Source organism: Anabaena sp. PCC 7938 (genome assembly GCF_049315035.1).
Classification (GTDB): Bacteria; Cyanobacteriota; Cyanobacteriia; order Cyanobacteriales; family Nostocaceae; genus Anabaena; species Anabaena cylindrica.
The window spans coordinates 4,148,530-4,169,946 of record NZ_CP186034.1 but is presented as its reverse complement, the minus strand read 5'-3'; the positions used below and the strand labels follow the sequence as shown (position 1 = coordinate 4,169,946).

The window sequence follows — 21,417 nt, the reverse complement described above, 5'->3', positions numbered from 1 at the left end:
CTAGAACAAGCTTCAGGATCTCTTTATGAAAGCAGGCTTAAAACGCATTGAGGCAACTCTACATGATTTGGGTATACGCAATACTGACATAGAATCAGAAGCAGGTGAAGGGATAAAACGCCCGTTCTCCTTTAGAATCAGCATCGGTGCTAACAAATCTATAGAAAATAAAGAAACTACAACGAAAGAATTTAATACAGTCGATACAAGTGCAAATACTGTAAACAATTCAGAATCGCAGCCAAATTTATTTCCCAAACATAACTCCGTAAAAACTTTTCCGACCCAGGAAAATGACGATAGAACACCCAGTTTACCTAAGTTTAAAACACCAAGCTTCAGTAATCATCGTCATGGGGCAAATCCAGCATTTGCAATGAATATGTTGCAAGATATTCAGGAAACTGTTAGCAGTTGGCAAACAGAATTACAGGCAATTCTTCAGCAAATTCAGGATATCTATCTAGAAGGGCCAGTTATTAATGGTTGGTTAGAATCTAATCCCCAAGAAGCAGAACCAGGAGGAACTGCAACACTGCGCCATGCAGAAGTTGAACGACTCATGGATTATGTGGAAGAAATTTGTGAACCTGCTGATAACAAGGTATCTTATCAATCATCACGTACTGACTATCGCCTTTGTGGAGTCGATGCTGTAGGTAAAGTCTGGTCACGTTCGTGTCCAGTTGATCAAGTTCCTAATGTCAGTATGGCTATTGCTCGTTATCAGAAGTTACGTCAACTGTTTGGACGCAAGCAGTATCTAGAGACTCGTCTTAGCCAATTAGCCGAAACTCTTGTGGCATTACACAGCCATATCCATCAAGTTTAAAGTCTTGATAAAGGTTTTAATGATTTTTCATGAAGATTGTTTATATACGATAGTGTCAGCGAAATTTCGGTTGGTAGATCGGTAATTATGAGGTAGATTAATAACCAGTAAGCAACTGTCGAGTTGGATATTCTAGCAGGAGTCAGAAGTAAAACCCTTGGGTCATCTAAATTTCATCATGAATTGATGTCCTAATTACTCTGTCTATTGCTATATCTAAAAAATCCAAATCTTCAAATACCAAACAAGGCCATGCCAGATATCCAAATCTCTGCCATCATTTGTACTCATAATCGAGATATGTACTTGGGTGCAGCAATCGACAGCCTATTGGCTCAGGAATTTGCGGCTAAGTTTGAAATTGTGGTAGTGGATAATGGATCTAGCGATCGCACTCGTGAAGTTGTAGAACAAAGATCCAGCTATCCCCACCTCAAGTATATTTTTGAACCCACACTAGGTTTATCTGTCGCTCGCAACACAGGTGCTAAAGCTGCCAGTGCTGACATTCTCGCCTATTTAGATGATGATGCCGTAGCCAGTCCCCAATGGTTGCAAATTTTGTATTCTGCATATGAGAATAACCCCAAAATAGCGATCGCTGGTGGCAAAGTTACCCTCATCTGGCCCCCAGGCATCGAACCACCAAAATGGATATCTCCCGGACTAGCTGCCAACTTAGGAGCCTATGACTTAGGTGAAAGCAACCTCTACATTGACCAACCAGGTTCCACCCCCAGAGGCTTAAATTACTCCATCCGCCGCAGTTTTCTAGACAATATCGGCGGTTTTGACCCCCAACTAGGACGAGTCGGCAAAAACCTATTATCTAACGAAGAACTACAAATGACCGAATTTGCCCTCCAGCAAGGTTGGCAAGTCGCTTATCTTCCCCAAGCCCTAGTTGCTCACAACGTTGCCCCAGAACGCCTCAAACCCTCCTGGTTTTTAAACCGGGGTTGGTGGCAAGGTATCAGTGAGTGCTATCGGGAACAACTTGCAGGTAAAGCCGGTCTTGGACAGATACAACGAGGTAGCGAAAAGTTTGTACGTGGCTTATATAAATCATTACAATATATTACTGATCCAGCCGAAAGATTTGATAAACTAGTCTATGCTTATGGTCAGATTGGTTACTTAAATGCTGCAATTCACGGACTTATGTCTAAAACCAACAAAAAAATATAGCAGGAGTCAGAAGTCAGGAGTCAGGAGTCAGGAGTAAAAGTCTTTTTCTGTATGGTGTTTGCCGTAAATTTTGTATCTCATTCAAATGAATACCGCTAAAAAAAAATTAAAATAAAAATATTATGTCATCTAAAATACCAGTTTCCGTACTCATTCCCGCTAAAAATGAAGAAGCAAACTTACCTGCTTGTCTCACTAGTCTGGCAGTCGCCGATGAAATTTTTGTAGTCGATTCTCAAAGCAGTGATAGAAGCATCGAAATTGCGGAAAGTTACGGTGCTAAAGTTGTACAATTTAACTTTAATGGCAGTTGGCCGAAAAAGAAAAATTGGTCATTAGAAAACCTGCCTTTTAGAAATGAATGGGTGCTAATTGTTGATTGTGATGAGCGAATTACACCAGAATCCTGGGCAGAAATTGCTGAACTAATTCAAAAAGATGAATGCAATGGTTATTATATCAATCGCCGCGTATTCTTCTTAGGAAAATGGATTCGTCACGGAGGTAAATATCCTGATTGGAACCTCCGATTATTTAAACATCAAAAAGGTCGTTACGAAAACCTCAACACCGAAGATATACCCAACACAGGCGATAACGAAGTTCACGAACACGTAATTTTAGAAGGTCAAGTCGGATATCTCAAACATGATATGCTCCACGAAGACTTCCGCGACCTTTATCACTGGTTAGAAAGACATAACCGCTATTCTAATTGGGAAGCCCGTGTTTATTTTAATTTGCTCTCAGGTAAAGATAACGCTAATACTATTGGTGCAAATCTATTTGGTGATGCAGTACAACGGAAACGCTTCTTAAAAACCGTGTGGGTGCGTTTGCCATTTAAACCATTATTAAGGTTTATCTTGTTCTATATTCTTCAACGCGGCTTTTTAGATGGCAAAGCCGGATATATCTATGGACGCTTACTGAGTCAATATGAATATCAAATTGGGGTCAAACTCTACGAATTAAGCAGTTGTGGAGGACAATTAAATACTGCAAACATCTCTGAATCTACCTCCTCAACTTTGTCTCAAGAAGTTGGGTAATTGGTAATTGGTATTTTTCTTCTGACTCCTGACTCCTGACTCCAATGACCAATGAAAAACCTTTTGTAGATTTACGTAACTATGACCAATCTTGGTTTGACAGAGGTCGTCCAGGTTGGTATGTTTTGTTTTGGTGGTTGGTGCAAGCGATCGCATTTCCGCTCACTCCCCAACCGCTGAATGTATTGCGTTGTCAGCTACTGCGACTATTTGGAGCTAAAATTGGCAAAGGCGTATTAATCAGACCCACAGCCCGTTTCACCTATCCTTGGAAAGTTACCATAGGTGATTACAGTTGGATTGGTGATGATGTAGTTTTCTACAGCCTTGATCAAATTGCCATTGGTGAACACTGCATAGTTTCCCAAAAAAGTTATCTGTGTACTGGCAGTCATGACATCCAAGATCCTGCCTTTGCTTTAAAAACCGCAACTATAACCATCGGTAATGGTGCATGGGTAGCAGCAGATTGTTTTGTAGCCCCAGGAGTGGAAATTGGTACTAATGCCGTGATAGGTGCGCGTAGTAGTGTTTTTGCTAATATGCCCCCTGGTCAAGTTTGTTGGGGGAGTCCCTGTCGTCCCCAGCATCCAAGAGTCAAAACGGAAGGAAACCCAACATTCAAGACTTCTGGTTAAACTCAATGGGAGATATTATGTCATTAACTCAATTACATCAGACTCGAAATTTACTTACTAAGGGACTTCCAACTAAAAAAATACCCAAAAGTTTCTTGTGGTGCGGGCATCTTGCCCGCAAATTATCAAGAACGGGCAGGATACCCATCCCACAAAATTGGGGAATTTATTTTTTGGTGATCCATAAAGGTTTATTCACTAACCTTTTTACTGTTGCTTTTACTGCCATTTTATTAACCAACATTGGCATTAATCAAGCGCAAGCTTCATGTGCAGCACCTTATAGTAATCTTGATTTTGAACAACAACCATCCTCTTATTGGCAAATAGAAGGACGTGGGGGTTTTGATGTTAAAAAGGGATATAGTTTTAAAGGTCAAAATAACGCTTGGATGCGAAACGTTTCTGGCTGGAATGGTATTCGTCAACAAGTACGTCTCAAACCAAATACTAACTATATTTTAGAGGCTTATGTGAGAACATCAGCTAATGTTACAGATGGATATTTTGGAGTGCGTGATAGTCAACAGAAAGTTTGGTCAGAACTCAAATTTGGGAGTTTGCCACAATATACAAAACTAACACTACAATTCCGAACTGGTAATGCTTCAGCTTATAACATCTTTACAGGTTTGTGGGCTTTAGGACAAGATAGTTGGGTGCAAGTTGATAGTTTTTCTTTAAAAGGGCCAAGTCCAGAATGTTTTGACCAACAATAACTTTCATTAAACTCAAGTTTTCAACGTCTTGCTACTGACTCCTGGCTCCTTCTTCAACAAAATCGACATTCCAGAGTTTAATGGTTTTGTCTCTACTTGCAGAAGCGATAGTTTTACCATCTGCACTCCAAGCCACACTCAAGACAATATCTCTATGTCCATTCAAGGTTTTGATCAATTTGCCTGTGCTTGTATCCCAGAGTTTGATAGTACTGTCTGCACTACTAGAAGCCAGGGTTTTACCATCTGCACTCCAAGCCAGGCTACCAACCGCATCGCTATGCCCAGTCAGGGTTGTAATTAATTTATCTGTGCTTATATCCCAGAGTTTGATAGTTCGCTCTGTACTAGAAGAAGCTAAGGTTTTGCTGTCAGGACTCCAAGCCAAACCATAAACAGTTCCTCTATGTCCAAGAGTTTTGATTAATTTACCTGTGTTTGCATCCCAAAGTTTGATAGTGCTATCCCCACTCCCAGAAGCGAGGGTTTTACCATCCGGACTCCAAGCAACATTGTAAACCTCTAATGTATGCCCACGGAGGGTTTGGATTAATTTACCTGTGTTTGCATCCCAGACTCGGATGGTTTTATCCCAACCTCCCAAAGCGAGTTTTTTGCCGTCCGGACTCCAAGTTACACTCCAGAACCCGTGGCTACCAGTCAGGGTTTTGAGTGGTTTTCCAGTGGTTACATTCCAGATAATTATTTCGTTCCCACTTATAGAAGCAAGCGTTTTGCTATCACTATTCCAAGCTACACCATATACCTGATAGCGATGATTTAGGGTTTTAATTAATTTACCCGTCGTTATATCCCAGATTTTGATAGTACCATCTGCACTACTAGAAGCGAGAGTTTTGCTATCTGCACTTACTACCAAACTGATAACAAAATCATTGTGTCCTGTCAAGGTTCTCTGTTCTGGTTGCTGTGCATCTGCGGTTATCATAATTTGATGATTTGTTCTTACCCCTTGAGTTTGTTTGAGTTTTCCTGCTACTTTGAATGCAGAATTATCAGCATCACTGGTTCTCAGTGTTGGGGAGAGATTTGTTTGTGCTGAGACTGCGTTAACAAAGCTATCTGCAAGCATCTTATCAGCTGGTTGTTTTGGTTTCGTAAGTCCTTGTGCTTGACAATTTGCTGACACAGCCAGTACAGCCAAACCAACTCCGGCTGCAATAGTTTTATGAGAGTTAGTTATTTGAAAAAATTTTCGTAAATCCATAATCATTTTGTGCAAAATCAGGTAATTATTTATACTGTTAATTGTAGGCATACATTAGACAAGAGCGTGCAAATTAAATGTGCGTTTCTTAGAACCCTTGTAGAGAGGTTACATGGAACGTCTCTACATCCTTTTCCACAAGATATCTAATTAATCACCTTATATCTTGATGACGCTCTTATGTGCTTCTATAGTTCCCTGTCCCCTGCCTTCCAAACAATGGGGTGCAAAAGGTGGTATAAATACCAGCAATGGCCAAGGAAGGTATATGATCTGGGATTTACGCACTGTACAAACTTCAGATGATATGTATGAAGGAAATTACCTAGTTTCAGGCTTTTGGAATTGCATATTAGTGCGGTGCGTCAGATAGAAACAATCTGTTATATGCTAAATTATTGGGTCTGACACACCCTACAACTGAATTCCAACGATTGCCTATGAATTAGGAACTGCTATATTACAATGTAATATGTAAAGTTTCTCACGCTGTGTCTAGACTGGGGAAAATGGATAAGTACGATATAGAGCTTAGAAGGAAGAGATACTTCAAACTCAGTTCACAAATTGCTCAGTTGGATAATGCACAATTGCATTCTCTATTTGTCAATAGTGAGTCGAATGAATCTAGCACGGGTTGGGCGCAAAATCACACTATCGTTATTGGGGAATCCAAGGTCTTTGTGAAACGTGTTCCAGTTACGAACATCGAATTTGACAACCAGTTTTCCACCAGAAACCTCTACGATCTGCCAACTTACTGTAATTACGGCTTCGGTTCCACTGGTTTTGGAGTGTTCCGTGAACTCGTGACCCATATCAAGACGACAAACTGGGTATTAGAAGGGGCGATTACTACCTTCCCACTTATGTACCATTATCGGATTATTCCATTCTCCGTCCAGCGTGCGGATGTGGATAGGTCGGGTATAAAAGGTTATGTAGAATACTGGGGCAATAGTGAGAACGCTGGGAAGTATATGTTAGATAGGGCGATCGCTAATTATGAGTTGGTTCTGTTTCTAGAGTACATACCGTATATTCTGGAAACATGGCTGCAAGAAAACCTCAACAAACTTCAACAACTCCTAGACGACTTACGCACGACGATTGACTTTTTGAGGACGAATGGAATCATCCATTTCGATGCACATTTTCGTAACGTCCTTACAGACGGAGAGCAGACATATTTGACCGATTTTGGTTTGGTACTTGACAAAAGTTTTATGTTGACTCCACATGAAGAATATTTCTTTGAGCAGAACACATTTTACGATTACGGAGAAATCCTACGAAATATTGGACACCTAATTCGATTACCCTATGATTTATGTTCGGAGAACGATAAACACAGGATCATGAAAAAATATAGTATAAAAAAAGACTGTAAATTTTATGAATTGGGGTCTATATTACTCGACAACATCGAGCAGATTCATGCTGACGGGGACATCAAGTTAGATGAGTTCTATGTTGCAAATATCGTCAAATACCGTGGCATCATTGCCCTCATGCAAGAGTTCTTTTCTCAGATGTGGAAAAATAACAATAAGGACACAAAACTTTGTCACACAGAATTAGGGTTGCTGCTTAAAGAAACAGGGTTTATTTCCTGAATTTTCCCGTTACGTCTGGAAACATTGAAAAATCAAGGATTTTAGAATAAAGTAAGCAATGTTAAGAGACGTTGTATACAACGTCTCTACAGAAGATTAAATTTCTTTTTTCTGATTCATTGAACTGAAAATTGTTGTAATTAAGTCTACTAATTGGGAATTTTTAATTGTTTATAATCCCAACCAGGTTAAAAGATTTTCCCACCAAGAACTTGTTGTAGTTCCGACATTGAATTTCATTTTTTGACGAATGTCTTGAATTTTCCAATTCGTTAACTTGGCTAGAGTTTGGGCTTCTTGTTCAAAACGTCCAGACAAAGACCGTTTGTATTCCCTACCTGCGGAACACTGTAAATTTCCTGTAAAGGGATGTTGTAAAACATAACGTCCTTGGAAAGATTCTTGATTGGAAGTTGTTTGAAATATCAAATCTTCTGGAAACTTATTACGGGTGTAGCGGACGTGCAAACGAGTGATGAAAACATTACCTGTGGGGAAGGGACGACGAAATTGAGGAGATGCTATGCCATTGTTATCGATATTATTATCTAACCAAAATACACCTGCTTGTTTGAGTTCTTCTGAGTTGAGAGGATCAGCAGAACAAGGATCGCAATTACTCATATTCCAAGCATATTCTAGAAAAGCAACTTTTTTATCTTCTTTGGTGTAAGAAGTTTGAAACATTGATTTATAGAAGTCGCCAAATTCACTTTTAACAAAAACAGGAATATTGAGATTAGAAGGAACTTTCACTGTCCGGTAATTGGTGACTTCGGCTTGTCCCTGGGGTGAAAGAATGTAGACTATTAAATCTTGTTCAGTTGTGGCGTTAATCATACCCAAGCGAATAGGTAACATAAACTTGGGTGATTCGTAGGATATTTGTAGAGGTCGGAGTGATTGGTAGCCAGATTCTGCAAATTTATCTAGGTTGATTTTGGCAACAAAGAACTTCATTGAAGAACGAATATAGGGTTTGAGTAATTGATTTGATCCTCTGGGCATTTTGTAACCATTGCGATTCAGCCAAGTTTCTAAACCACCAGATTCTTTGGCACTGAGGATAACGATATCATATTCACCAACGTTGAATTGTGCCTCAACGGTGACACCTAAACTGTTATCTTGTCTACTACTTTCCGCTGCACCTCTGCTTGCTGCTGACATTGGTGCTGGTACAGCGCTCATTTTGTAAACTGGGGCGCAGGGATCTTCATCAAAATATTCTACTAATCTAGGAGCGCTAAAAGCATCCAATCGTTCAATAATTCTCGGTTCGGCAACGCGTACTTGTTCTTCTTTGATGACGGTTGGTACTGGTACGACCATTGCAAAGTCTTTAACTTCGCCTTGAAAGTCGTTAGCCATTGTTAATACTGTTTTATTATCCTGCCGTGCAATTACTACCTGAGAAGCTTTGTTGTAGAGTTTAGTATCAGCTTTGGCGACATAAAAACCACAAAAAGCCAATGCTGTTGGTGCAAAAGATAGGATAGCAATAAGTGCTATTAGTAAGGGGATGAATAATTTAAATTTTCTCATTTTTTTTGGTAATTGGTGTACACAATACGTGGGGAAATTACTCTTTGGTGGCCATAACACCCCACCCCTAGCCCCTCCCCGCTGTTTCGTGGAGGGGGACTGGATTTTCTGATTAAATCCTGCTTTTAGGTGTGAAAACTCTCTTTCGTATCCCTACAGGGAGAGAGACTTTGATTCTTCCAACCCTTGTTTGAACCAAGAAAATTGGGGGGAGAACCAGATAGTATCTATAAGAATGGTCAATGGTGCGATCGCAAATAATGCCCAAAATACTGCGGTAGAAAGAAAGAAATAATTCCGCAAAATAAAGGTGATCATGGCAATAGATACAGCCCAAATTATCCTCCCTATACGGGCGTTGGGAATTGACCGAGGATCTGTCACCATAAATAAGGCAAATAGGATTAAAGAACCACTTGTCAAGCGATGCAAGTAAACATCCCAAGTCCAACCTAGCCAAAGATTACGCACGGCTTCTAGTAGGGAGTAAGCACCTAAAAAGGCTGCTGTGGTGTCCCAACGACCAACTCGTTGTAAAATCATGCCTCCTGTACCAGCAAATAGCAGTCCATACCACCATTCTTCACCCCACTGTCCGGGGGAAACCCAGGCATCAGAGGTGAGTGCTAAGACGGTAATAATGCCGAAGTTGGCAGGGTTGAAGAAATGCTTCTCACCAGTTTGGAAGATAAATTTGCTACCTATGGCGGTGACGGCAGCTAAAACCATTGTTGTCCAATGGTCAGCCCGTAATAATAAACTGAGTCCGAGAGAGGTAATTAGGGGACTGCGGATATTGATTATGGGTTGATGATCAGTTGGTTCTGGGCTAATGAAGAATGACCAATGACTGATGGCTAAGGAGAATATTAGTTGAGTCGTGATGCAGGTTGCGATCGCTATTAAAATAAATAAAGGTCGCAGTGTCCAGTCTCTTGTGCCAATCCCTAAAATTAGGAATAAGCTCAAAAATAGAATTTGATAATCTCGAATATCTTTAAACATTACCCCTGTATATGGGGATTACCCCTAACTTTCTCATCAATTTAGACCAGAGTTAGGGGAAATCATACTCTTGTTACAAAATTTGTTACAGGATGTTGTTAAAATAAAATAATGTCCGCACGCGGATTGAAGCCGGATGGAGTGTTTGCGATGACTGCGAACTTAATGTCCAAGTCCCATGTAGGCAGGAAAAATAAATCACCTGTAGTGCTGTCATAAATGAACTGGTTCAAATCAGATGAACCAAATCCCAATTTATCAACCAGGATTTTGTCGCCATCTGTGTTCCAATCGAAATCTGTAATAGTATCAATACCATCCGATAAAGAGGTAAAGAGGAATTGATCTGCACCAGTACCTCCAGAAAGAATGTCATTACCACCATTACCAACTATAAGATCATCTCCTGCACGACCGTAGATAGTATCCACATCATTGCCACCGTACAAACTATCATTACCTCCATCCCCAGAGATGTAACCGCCCCCTGATCCTGCAAAAATAATATCATCACCATCTAACCCAAAGATCGTGTCATTACCGCCATAACCGTAAATGAGATTATTGCCACTATTGCCAACAATAACGTTATCTAAACTGTTGCCTGTAGCATTCAAGTGAGCAGTTCCTGTGAGAACAAGGTCTTCTACATTGTTTGTCAAAGTGTAGCTAATAGAAGCATAAACTATGTCTGAACCTTCATTGAAATTCTCAACTACTAAGTCACCTGTATTATCAACATAATAATCATCGTCACCAGTACCACCATACATTCTGTCAGCACCAGCACCACCATTGATTCTGTCGTTGCCGCCATAGCCATAGATAATATTATTGGCGCTATTTCCTGTGATGCGATTACTTAAACTATTACCATATCCATTGATTGCACCAGTTCCTGCTAAAAAGAGTATTTCTACATTGTTTGTCAATGTGTAGCTAATAGAAGCATAAACTGTGTCTAAACCTTCACCACGCATTCTCAATTACTAAATCGCCTGAATTACCAATATAATAGGTATCGTTGCCAGTACCACCATACATGGTGTCAGCACCAAGACCACCATCAATAATGTCGTTGCCACCATAGCCATAGATAATATCCGCAAAAATTGTACCTACCAGTGTGGGGTAAAAAGTCGAACCTTGAAAAGTACCATTGTCATTGAAATTTGTACCAAAAATCAAAGCCATTTTCAAATTCCTCAAGATATCGTCTAAATTTTTAATTTTGGAATTAGCATTTTGAATGCTATAGCAATTCCCAAGCTCATGAAATACACCCCACCCGCCTTACCAAGGGGAGGGTTGGGGAGGGGTAATTTTGTATCTAACTAGAGTGGGAAAGGCTATAAATAGCCGCTGGCTAGGTTATATCTACAACAGAAGTAAGATGTTTTTCATATTGTACTTAATAATTTTAATACAATCCCAAATTGGTTTTCTGGTATTACAAATATTCTAACTTTTACCCACTCCAACCACTAATTCCTATGCAGTTTGCATCTCTTTTTCCCCTGATTCACCGTATTCTCCAACCGAGTTTTCCTAATTGTCTGTGGCATGGTAATATTCATAGTCAAGCGATTCCTACGGAGCGCTTCGCTATCGCTCTCACTTTTGATGATGGACCCCATCCTTTATACACACCGCAAGTATTAGCCGTTTTAGATCATTACAAAATTACAGCTAGTTTTTTCTGGTTGGGTGTTTGTGTCAACCGTTCACCGCATATTGCCAAAGCAGTCACAGATGCAGGACACTGGATAGGTTTGCATGGCTATGAACATCACTCTTTTCCTCTGCTTTCCTCAACTGACCTCAAGCAGAGTTTAGAAAAAACCCAAGCCGCTATCTACAATGCTTGCAATCTACAACCTTCACTAGTGCGAGATGTTCGTCCTCCTAATGGTTTTTTTACACCTCAAACTTTAAAATTATTTCAACAGTGGAATTACAGACCAGTCATGTGGAGTGTTGTTCCAGAAGATTGGGTACGTCCTGGTGTATCTGTAGTTGTTCAACGAATACTTGAACAAGTGAAAGGTGGATCAATTATTGTCTTGCATGATGGTGTTTGTGGTGGACAAGATGTGGCACAAACTATCCAAATCCTTATTCCCCAATTATTACAACTAGGCTATGAATTTGTAACTGTTGATAGCTTATGGCAGCATTAATAGTACCGAGTAGTGTCTCGTTCCCAGTCTCCGACGGGGAATGCCATCACAGAGGCTCTGCCTCTACTATCACTCAAGGCAGAGCCTTCTAAAATTCATTCCTATACAGAGTATAGGAACGAGAATAGTTTATGGAAGTATTTGATAGCTTATGGCAGCATTAATAGTACCGAGTAGTGTCTCGTTCCCAGTCTCCGACTGGGAATGTCATCACAGAGGCTCTGCCTCTACTATCACTCAAGGCAGAGCCTTCTAAAATTCATTCCTATACAGAGTATAGGAACGAGAATAGTTTATGGAAGTATTTGATAGCTTATGGCAGCATTAATAGTACCGAGTAGTGTCTCGTTCCCAGTCTCCGACTGGGAATGTCATCACAGAGGCTCTGCCTCTACTATCACTCAAGGCAGAGCCTTCTAAAATTCATTCCCACACAGAGTATGGGAACGAGAAAGGAGAAAGTAGTGAGTCCGTTAGTGAGCAATTTTTATACTGAAGAGATGGCGCAAACTTGCAATCCTACAGGGGTGTGAATAATTACGGATTCCACACCAAAAACATGAGCAATATTATTAGATGTCAGCACAGTTTCGGGTGTACCAACTTCCCAAAGATGACCTTGTTTTAATAAAGCCATGCGGGAACTATAACGGGCAGCTAAATTTAATTCGTGTAAAACGGTGACTATAGTTAAATTTTGCTGCTGATTGAGATTTTTCAGTAACTCTAATAATTGTAATTGATAATTTATATCTAAATACGTTGTCGGTTCATCTAGTAATAATACCTTTGGTTCTTGGGCTAAAGCTAAAGCTAAAAAAGCCCGTTGTCTTTCACCACCAGATAGTTCTTCAACCAAGCGATCGCTAAAATTCTCTAATTGTGTTTTTTCAATTGCCCCCTCAACTTTTTGTCTATCTTCAGCACTTAATTCCCATTGCCACCAGGGTTGATAGGGTGTCCTTCCTAAACTTACTAATTGACTTACTGTTAAACCGACAGGAACTGTTTGCTGTTGTGGTAAAAGTGCTAATTTTTGAGCTACTAAATTTGCAGGCTGCGAGTGAATCGCTTTGCCATCGAGTAAAATTACTCCTTGTTGTGGTGCAAGAATTCGACTAATTAATTTCAATAAAGTAGATTTACCTGAACCATTAGCACCAACCAAACTTAACCATTCTCCAGTTTGCAAAGAAAGGTTAATATCATTGATAATTGGCGAAACAGTATAACCACCCGTAAGATTTTGTAATTCGAGAGGCATATGGTTAATATAATCACTTTTAAAAACAATATATCTGCTACTTTATTTCTAACAGACTACACGAGTTTTTGCAACGTCATTACTTTTTCTTAATATCGGGAAAATATGACTAAAGTCATGATTAAATTAGTGACTTTTTACCTATATGTCTATGCAACTATAATTTTATGCTTTAAATAGGTTGAATAAAACAACCCTCAAAGTAATTCCATTGTTAAGAATACTCATCATGAATTTGCACAAAGCTCTCATCTTAATTAGTACACTTGGCTTAGTTGCACTAGGTAGTGTAGGAATATCTCCAGCCTTAGCTGATCATCCGAACAATTATAGAAATCATCGCCAAGAAAATCGTTACAGACGAGATAATAATCACAGACGAGATAATAATCACAGACGAGATAATAATCACAGACGAGATAATAATCACAGACGCGATGATAATTACAGACGCGACAATAATCACAGACGCGATGATAATTATAGACGCGACGATAATTACAGACGCGATGATAATTACAGACGCGATGATAATTACAGACGTGACGATAACTACAGACGTGACGATAATAGAGGAAGACAATATTAAGATGGAATATTCGGCTGAGTGTTATTGCTAATTGTTGTAACTACCATCTTATATCTACTTTCTTTAAGAAGATATAGATGGTATTTTTAAGTTGTAGACAGTAGATAGATTTTTGAGATATATCATGATAAATGATATACAACTAGTCTAGTTATTGGAAATGAAATGTACTGAGGGAGTATCAATTTATGAACTATAAGCTGATGTTGGGTACTGCTGCAATTGCTATTTTCACTTTAGGATGTCAATTATCTCCTAATGGTGGATTATCTTTGCCTAATGATTCTACTGATAACGAGAGAGTTTCTACATCTTTTCCTAATAATTCTAATGAGAACAATAATGGACGAGATTCTACATCTTTCCCCAACAACTCTACTGAGAATGAAAGAAGTTCTAGATCATCAACAGATCTAAATCTAGCTTCAGAAAGAATGTCAGAACTTAATTTAACTAACACTCAAAAAGCACAAATAAGACGAATTAGAGAGGAAAGTGAAGAGAAAATTTTGGCACTTTTATCTCCTCAACAGCAACAGCAATTACAATCTGGTAGTAATGGTCAGAATCAACTGTCTATGAGAAAACTACGATCGCTAAATCTGACAACAGAGCAAAGACAAGAAATACGCGAAATTACACGTGAGCAACAACAAGAAATTCAGGCAATTCTGACACCGGAACAACAAGCCAAATTGAGACAATACCGTAGATATCCCAGAAACAGTTCCTACAACAAAAATGATTCATACAACAGAAATGATTCATACAACAGAAATGATTCATACAACAGAAACGATTCATACAACAACTAATGCTGAAATTAGAGTGTGTAATTATCTGTAGCTAATTTCTGATCAGCAAATTCTCTGCGTAATTTCCTATTATAGTAATCCTAAATTATTTTTTTATAATTGCCTTTAGCAATCACTAATTACTAGAACGACGATAAAGCAACCAAATAAACAATGGTGAACCCAACAAAGCAGTCACCGAGCCGACAGGAAGTTCTACTGCGCCTAGTCGAGAAAGTAAATCTGCAAACATTAATAACCACGCACCTGCAAGGGCTGAAAGTGGTAAAACAAAACGGTTATCTGTGCCTACAATTAAACGCACACCATGAGGAACAACTAAACCGACAAAACCGATTAAACCACCAATACTAACAGCACCTGCGGCTAATAAAGTGGCAACACCACCAATTAATAAACGCGATCGCATTAACGAAACTCCCAACCCTACAGTCATATCATCACCCAAAGCCAGGACATTGAGCGATCGCGCCAACAAACACCCCACCAGCAAAGCCACAATAATATAAGGCCCCGCTGTATAAATTTCTTGCCAACCTCGACCATTTAAACTACCAACCAACCAACTAAGCGCGATTTGCACCTGTCCATCTTCCGCCATTAATAACAACGTACTCTGCACAGAACCAAATAAAGCGCTCACCGCTACCCCACCTAAAATCAACCTTTCCACTGAAATACCCGAACCAGTCCGACCGAGGAAAATAACTATCCCAGAGGTCAAAATTGCCCCCAACCAAGCCGCTAAAGGAATCGCTATCGGGAAAACTTGCAAAACAATCATAATAATGACAATTAGTCCTGCACCAGCAGAAATTCCCAATATAAACGGGTCAGCCAAACTATTACGTAACATCCCTTGTAACAATGCGCCAGACATTCCCAAAGCCGCACCCACAATCAGCGCCGCTACAATGCGAGGTAGCCGTAAATCCCAAAGAATAGTTTGTTTAATTGGATCGCCTTGGCGCATTAATGCTTGATAAAATTCCGAAAAATTAATAGAAACAGCACCTTGAGAAAGAGACAGTAACAGCGTAATTACCAAGGCGCTACTGAGAAGTAAAATTGCCCAGAGTAGGCGATGTTTTGTGAAGATTGTCTGCATTTTCTATCTGCGTTTATCTGCGTCCATCTGCGTTTAATTATTACTGCTTGTACTTCACATAAATAGGAATTGCCATATCTAATTATAGAATGTTGCCACAATTTAGCAGAGAGATTGGCAGCACAAAAAAGCGAGGAAGTATTACTCCCCCGCACAAGAACGATCCACAAATTTTAATCAATTGAGATTTTTGAATTTCACAAATCTGCATTAGTCTCCCACGAGTGCTGATGAGAAATCAGATTTTGATACTCCTACTCACCCAATTTATTACACAAAGGCAAAATCAGCAGCGGTCAAGCTGGTAGTATTGATTCCAATGAGAATGGCAATGATTGTATTACCCACAGCAATATTGTTGCCACTCAGAGTCAAGTCTGTGAAATCAAAACCTGCACCTTGACCGCCAATACCTAAGACATCAGTACCGGTTTCAAAGTCGAGAACAGTGTTAGCAGTACCGGGTAAATCGCCGGTCAGAATCCAGAATTGGTCAGCACCATCACCACCAGAGAGCAAGTTATTGCCACCATCTTGGACATAGAATTTATCGTCACCGTCGCCACCTAAAGCACGATCATCTGCACCCAGGTAGAAGATATCACTGCCGGCACCACCAGACATCCGGTTCTCACCTTGACTATCTGTAGCATCAAATTCGTCATTACCTTCAGTACCAAAAGCGCGATCGCGCCGACTAACATAGATAAGATCATCACCACTACCAGAATTAACTCGGTTGCGGCGAGCATCACTATTGAATGCAAAATCTATCTCGTCGTTACCTGCACCAGTAAAGATAGTATCTTGAACGCCATCTATATCTACAGTTGCAATCAAGGTGTCGCTGTCAGATGTTCCAAAAACCAGTTCTTTCTCAGCTTCTTCTGTAACTGCGGCAAACATGGTCTGATAAATGTGGGTTTGATCTCCCAAACCGTCAATGCCAGGAATATCGTAGCCATAAGCTTCATATCCTTGACTAACCAACCCATCCAATACTTCAGAACCAGCACCTTGGTAATAAACAGGAACTGGACGGTTAGTGTGAGTACCCCAACCATATTTAGTGGTTTCTGAAGAACCCCAATAATGACCAGATCCTTCTACTGTGTCTATATCTGTGAGGGCTTCACCACCTTGATTCCGCAATAATTCGGGAAAATCTTGATTTAGGGTGAGATAGTGGTCATGGTCAGCAGTAACGACAAGTAGGTTTTCTTCCCAACCGCCATTTGCTTCAATCCAATTCATTACTGACTGCACCGATTTATCAAAATCCAACATAGTACCGATCATGTTATCTATGTTGTCATCATGGGCTGACCAGTCAACATCACCCGCTTCTACCATCAACCAGAAACCGTCTTTGTCTTTTTCTAGAACAGTTAAAGCTGCTTTGGTGAGATCATCGAGGGTGGGGTTTTCATTAATTTCACGAGCAATAAATGACTCGTCTGTTTCACCAGGTAACAACGGACGCACCGTATCTGGGTTTTGCCCTTGAGAAGCAAATACAGTAAACATCCCTAAACCAGTTGTACTGTAGTCTCCATTAGCAGAACTGACGGGTAAGTTGCCATCTTGACCTCTAGCACCATAAACCCCAAGTAGTCTATCTCCCTTTTCAGGGTCGAGTTGAGATGCTGTCTCGGCTAAAACTTCTGCTGCATCAGGACCACGCTCTAAGAATGTGTAACCATAGATGTTATCTGTGGGATTATTCTTGAGTTCTGCGTAGGTTTCCTCAGATATATACAAATGATCACTGGGAGGTTCTACTTCTGCGGGTAGGGGGTTATTAACATTAGATAAAGGATGACCACCACCCAAAAGAACAGTAGGTTTATAAATACCTAACTCTTGCTGAAGAATTGTGTCGATAACACCAAATTCATCGAACTTATTCCGATTGTTAACGTTAGCCGCAGCAGCACCAGGGGTTGCGTGGTCAATAGGTACTGAAGATACTAAACCAGTTGATTTACCTTGCTGGGTTGCTTGGGTAAGAATACTTTCTACAGGATTCTCGAAAATATCTACACCAATAGCACCGTTATAGCTCTTGACTCCGGTGTAGAGAGTGGTAGCAGTATTGGCCGAATCGGGATAGCTGTACTTGATATATTCAGGATTGTTACCTGGTGTCCAAGGATTGATACCGCCCTGTACTGGGTCGTAACCCACAAGGTTGCCAACTGCACCTTCGCTAACTTTTGCGCCACCATTAGGTGTAGTTCCAGGATTGAAGGTTGGATCAAATTCAAAACCTTCACGTACGGGAGCAGTGCCTGTTGGAGTGTTGATGGTTTGGTTAGCATCGTTCCGTGCTGTGTTCGATACGTTAAACGTACCATTGTTACCTGCAATTGTTGTCCCGTAGGTTGTTACTAACCCATAGCCTGATAGGTTTTGGAAACTTAAGCCTGTTCCCTTCCCTTCTGTATAAAAATCTGCGAGAGTAGTACCTGTTGCCCCAGCTTCAATTTCTTTAGCTATTGCCGCAGCACGAGCCATTTCCCAGCCCATACCGTCGCCGATCATAATAATTGTATTTTTAGCCATGATGGTTTATTTTCCTTTGTTTAAATGCGACAAAAATGCTATTCATATATTTATTGAGTATTTTTGTAATGATAACAATTATCAAAATTGCCCTTACACAATATCAATAAATAAGATATTTATGTTGCTGTTTCGTCTTCATTTAAGATGTCATATAAAAATAAACTCAAGGTTAAGAATAATAGTTGATTTGTTTAATATGGCTTAAGAATACTATGCACTTACGTCTATAATATGCGAGAAGCAAATGGCTTGAAAACCTTTTGGTATCTGGGTTGTGTGTTGTTAGTTTATGTCTTAATCTATGAAGTAGTATATCTAAAATTTATGAGGGATTGGGTCAAAAATATTCTTCTTCAGAAAAAATGGTGATAACGATTATGATTAATGATCTCTTAAATTATGCATTATTTAAAATAAACAAGATACCACAAATTCTACTATGCAAATAAGTTCAGATTCTTCACTAGTAAATAAATCATGAACTGCATTACTAAAAAGAAAAAATGAAAGAGGTAATAAAATATACCTCTCCCATTTTGCCTAAACTAATTAGAGAACTCCACAAAAAAGATGATCCAATCTTGTGGGATGGGCATCTTGCCCGTCCTTGTATTATTAGCGGGCTTTTCGGCCCGCACCACAAGAAATTTTGGGATATTTTTTTAATTGGAGAACTCTTACTAAACAAAAGCGAAATTAGCAGCAGTCAAACTAGTGGTATTGATTCCAGTGAGAATTGCAATAGTTGTACTACCTACAGCGATGCTGTTACCACTTAAGGTTAAATCAGCAAAGTCAAAACCTGTACCTTGACCACCAATACCTAAGACATCAGTACCGGTTTCAAAGTCGAGAACAGTGTTAGCAGTACCGGGTAAATCACCGGTCAGAATCCAGAATTGGTCAGCACCAGCACCACCAGATAGCCAGTTATTGCCACCATCTTGGACATAGAATTGATCATCACCGTCACCACCTAAAGCGCGACCGTCTGCACCTAAATAGAAAATGTCATTACCTGTACCACCGGCAAGACGGTAGTCGGTGGCATCTGTAGCGTCGATTTCATCATTGCCACTACCACCAAAAGAGCGATCGCCATCAGCAACATAAACAATATCAGCACCACTGCCTGTGAAGACGCGGTTGTTACCAGCTAGGCTACCACCAAAGGGGATATCTACTTCATCATTTCCAGCACCAGTGAAAACGATATCGTTGACTCCATCAAAATCAACTCCAGCTACTAAATCATCTGCATTAGAAGAGCTAAATACAAGGTTTTCATCTTGGATTAAGGAAGCATCAGGACTGATCAAAAACAGTAACTGACCACCTTGCACTAAGTTATCATTGGCCTCAACTGTACCATCTCCATCGGTATCAACGCCGGGAACATTGATGATGTTGCCATCACGAAGACTGTGAGCCTGGACATCAAGGATGAACTGTGTACCAGGCGCGTTACCAAACAGGGTGGAAACATCAAGAATACCGGAAGATTCCCAGTTACCAATATCTGTAGGGCTAGAATCAGTTTGGTCTGAAGGTACACCAGAGCGATCTATTTGTGCTATGCGGGTTGCAGTGGCAGCGGGATCAGCTGCGTCGGGGTCAAGAACCCAAATAGAAGCTTCTTCTCCGGAAGTTGCACCAAAAAGGTCAGCACCAATGGCGCGGTCTTCTTGAAGATATATCAAGCCATTATCAGCCCAATCTAAGTTATCAGGGCTACGCAGACCAAAATCTTTGTTACCCTCATCGTTACCGTCGTAAAGGATGTTGAGGTTAGCTGTGATTTCGCTTGCACCAAAATCAACGTCAATTTTATAGGTTGTACCCCAAGTATCTTTACCATCGAAGACTTCTGGGCGACCAGTGGAAGCTAAAACAGCTTCAGTCCCATCGAAGGGATTGGTGGCTACATCTTCAGGACGGGAGAATTTAAAAGCCCCAGCAGCCGCTGCAAGAGCATCCTGTTTCTCTTGGGTAGCAAAACCTTGAGCATCGTAACCATTAGTACCAGCTAGGTCGAGACGGTAGTAGTCAATTTCCACAAACTTACCATTTGTGCTGCTGCCACTGCCGCTAAAATCTCTGGGGTCAGCTTCAATTGCATCTGAGGCATTTGCTGTATCGTCAGCAACCCATACATATAATTTGCCTTCAGCTAGTCCATTGCGATCTAAGAAACTGCCGTCACCATTAGCATTCTTTTCGCCAACGTATAGAATTAATGGAGCAGTTTCGCGATCATCACCTATTAATAAAGCGATTTGATCTGTATTACCCGTATCTAGTTCGGTTGCGCTTTCCCAAGCCGCACGACCTAACCAGGGTAAAGCCCACAGTTCATTAGTAGCAGTATCTAGAGCAAATTGTGTACCGCCATCGGTTTCTTCACCAGCAAAGTAGATAGTATCAGCAAAACCCTTGCCGGAGCCGAAATGGTTGGCTTCCATCAAGTTAGCGGAGCAAAAGCGGTTGATACCGCTAAATTCTAAGTCAGAAGCTTCATCTACAATTTCACCAGCCCGGTTATAAATGGTATCGTAAGCCAGACCGGAATCAACTATTTGCAGGGTGCGTTTATCAATATCAAAATAGCTGATTCTTGCACCAGTTAAGGAAGTGCCGTTTTCTAGGGTATAAGCATAACCGACATTATTGGCGGTTTCATGGTTAACCAGAACTCGAACTGTAGTTTCATTTAGTTCAAACGCACCTGTACCATCGAGAATGCCGGGAGGTGTATAACCGTCTATGGTTTCCCCAACAGTAAAGATAGGATCTACGGTATAACCGTCTAGTCCTTGTACTTGGGCGGGCTGGGTTGTATCGAATGGCGTATTAGTCATGAAATTCCTCAATTATCGTTACAATATTTACTTATCAATCAATTCCCAAGCAGTAGTGACAAAAGCTAAGAACCGTAAAGAAAAGGTTTTATAAACCCTTCTTTGTTTGATGGCTTTAGAAAAACCTAAATGTAGTGATTATTCAATATCACGCACTAATTAAAATGCGCTTTTTAGGTTAAGATACGACTATGGAGTAGCTATTTTTTGAT

The 21,417-nt window shown here is 40.3% G+C and carries 18 protein-coding genes; 9 read left to right on the top strand and 9 right to left on the bottom strand.

All coding sequences use genetic code 11. The annotated features are described in order from the left end of the window. Window positions 1–25: 25 nt before the first annotated feature. The 5 genes from ACOWPH_RS19005 to ACOWPH_RS18985 all read left to right on the top strand — a co-directional run bounded on the left by ACOWPH_RS19005 (window position 26) and on the right by ACOWPH_RS18985 (window position 4,429). Window positions 26–832: a hypothetical protein gene (locus ACOWPH_RS19005; protein ID WP_015216951.1), complete on the top strand. Its 807-nt coding sequence runs from the start codon at window positions 26–28 to the stop codon at window positions 830–832. Between the two features lie 252 nt (window positions 833–1,084). Beyond that, the gene (locus tag ACOWPH_RS19000; RefSeq protein WP_015216950.1) at window positions 1,085–2,020 is read left to right on the top strand and encodes a glycosyltransferase; all 936 of its coding nucleotides are present in this window, start codon (window positions 1,085–1,087) and stop codon (window positions 2,018–2,020) included. Between the two features lie 122 nt (window positions 2,021–2,142). After that, complete coding sequence (locus ACOWPH_RS18995; RefSeq protein WP_015216949.1) at window positions 2,143–3,072, top strand: glycosyltransferase family 2 protein; 930 nt, start codon at window positions 2,143–2,145, stop codon at window positions 3,070–3,072. Window positions 3,073–3,116: 44 nt separating this feature from the next. Beyond that, entirely contained in the window at window positions 3,117–3,710 is a 594-nt protein-coding gene (gene hpsU / locus ACOWPH_RS18990; protein WP_015216948.1) for a hormogonium polysaccharide biosynthesis acetyltransferase HpsU, read from the top strand. Window positions 3,711–3,727: 17 nt separating this feature from the next. After that, window positions 3,728–4,429, top strand: coding sequence for a hypothetical protein (locus ACOWPH_RS18985; RefSeq protein ID WP_015216947.1), 702 nt, complete (start codon window positions 3,728–3,730; stop codon window positions 4,427–4,429). A gap of 31 nt (window positions 4,430–4,460) precedes the next feature. Here ACOWPH_RS18985 and ACOWPH_RS18980 read toward each other — a convergent pair whose 3' ends face one another. Next, complete coding sequence (locus ACOWPH_RS18980) at window positions 4,461–5,657, bottom strand: WD40 repeat domain-containing protein (protein WP_242043132.1); 1,197 nt, start codon at window positions 5,655–5,657, stop codon at window positions 4,461–4,463. A 509-nt stretch (window positions 5,658–6,166) separates the two neighbouring features. Here ACOWPH_RS18980 and ACOWPH_RS18975 point away from each other — a divergent pair. After that, window positions 6,167–7,273, top strand: coding sequence for a hypothetical protein (locus ACOWPH_RS18975; RefSeq protein WP_015216944.1), 1,107 nt, complete (start codon window positions 6,167–6,169; stop codon window positions 7,271–7,273). Between the two features lie 171 nt (window positions 7,274–7,444). On the opposite strand, the gene ACOWPH_RS18970 is transcribed toward ACOWPH_RS18975, so the two are convergent. The 4 genes from ACOWPH_RS18970 to ACOWPH_RS18955 form a co-directional block, all read right to left on the bottom strand. Beyond that, window positions 7,445–8,818, bottom strand: coding sequence for a DUF2330 domain-containing protein (locus ACOWPH_RS18970; RefSeq protein ID WP_015216943.1), 1,374 nt, complete (start codon window positions 8,816–8,818; stop codon window positions 7,445–7,447). A gap of 153 nt (window positions 8,819–8,971) precedes the next feature. Beyond that, window positions 8,972–9,823 carry an RnfABCDGE type electron transport complex subunit D gene (locus ACOWPH_RS18965; RefSeq protein ID WP_015216942.1) on the bottom strand — a complete coding sequence of 284 codons (852 nt, stop codon included), beginning with the start codon at window positions 9,821–9,823 and terminating at the stop codon, window positions 8,972–8,974. Between the two features lie 98 nt (window positions 9,824–9,921). Further along, the gene (locus ACOWPH_RS18960; protein WP_422665612.1) at window positions 9,922–10,803 is read right to left on the bottom strand and encodes a calcium-binding protein; all 882 of its coding nucleotides are present in this window, start codon (window positions 10,801–10,803) and stop codon (window positions 9,922–9,924) included. Continuing rightward, on the bottom strand, window positions 10,793–11,017 hold the full coding sequence (locus ACOWPH_RS18955) for a hypothetical protein (protein WP_422665611.1): 225 nt from the start codon (window positions 11,015–11,017) through the stop codon (window positions 10,793–10,795). The genes ACOWPH_RS18960 and ACOWPH_RS18955 overlap by 11 nt, the downstream gene beginning before the upstream one ends. A 299-nt stretch (window positions 11,018–11,316) precedes the next feature. Here ACOWPH_RS18955 and ACOWPH_RS18950 point away from each other — a divergent pair, with 299 nt between their 5' ends. Continuing rightward, entirely contained in the window at window positions 11,317–12,003 is a 687-nt protein-coding gene (locus tag ACOWPH_RS18950) for a polysaccharide deacetylase family protein (protein WP_015216940.1), read from the top strand. A 487-nt stretch (window positions 12,004–12,490) separates the two neighbouring features. Here ACOWPH_RS18950 and ACOWPH_RS18945 read toward each other — a convergent pair whose 3' ends face one another. Further along, on the bottom strand, window positions 12,491–13,267 hold the full coding sequence (locus ACOWPH_RS18945) for an ABC transporter ATP-binding protein (RefSeq protein ID WP_015216939.1): 777 nt from the start codon (window positions 13,265–13,267) through the stop codon (window positions 12,491–12,493). A gap of 229 nt (window positions 13,268–13,496) precedes the next feature. Between ACOWPH_RS18945 and ACOWPH_RS18940 the strand changes: the two genes are divergently transcribed. Beyond that, window positions 13,497–13,856, top strand: coding sequence for a hypothetical protein (locus tag ACOWPH_RS18940; protein ID WP_015216938.1), 360 nt, complete (start codon window positions 13,497–13,499; stop codon window positions 13,854–13,856). Between the two features lie 188 nt (window positions 13,857–14,044). After that, window positions 14,045–14,671 carry a Spy/CpxP family protein refolding chaperone gene (locus tag ACOWPH_RS18935; protein WP_015216937.1) on the top strand — a complete coding sequence of 209 codons (627 nt, stop codon included), beginning with the start codon at window positions 14,045–14,047 and terminating at the stop codon, window positions 14,669–14,671. A 115-nt stretch (window positions 14,672–14,786) separates the two neighbouring features. On the opposite strand, the gene ACOWPH_RS18930 is transcribed toward ACOWPH_RS18935, so the two are convergent. From ACOWPH_RS18930 to ACOWPH_RS18920, 3 genes are all read right to left on the bottom strand, one after another. Continuing rightward, on the bottom strand, window positions 14,787–15,779 hold the full coding sequence (locus ACOWPH_RS18930; protein ID WP_015216936.1) for a FecCD family ABC transporter permease: 993 nt from the start codon (window positions 15,777–15,779) through the stop codon (window positions 14,787–14,789). Between the two features lie 270 nt (window positions 15,780–16,049). Further along, complete coding sequence (locus ACOWPH_RS18925; RefSeq protein ID WP_015216935.1) at window positions 16,050–18,344, bottom strand: alkaline phosphatase; 2,295 nt, start codon at window positions 18,342–18,344, stop codon at window positions 16,050–16,052. Between the two features lie 683 nt (window positions 18,345–19,027). Next, on the bottom strand, window positions 19,028–21,205 hold the full coding sequence (locus tag ACOWPH_RS18920) for an alkaline phosphatase PhoX (RefSeq protein WP_015216934.1): 2,178 nt from the start codon (window positions 21,203–21,205) through the stop codon (window positions 19,028–19,030). Window positions 21,206–21,417 lie beyond the last annotated feature (212 nt).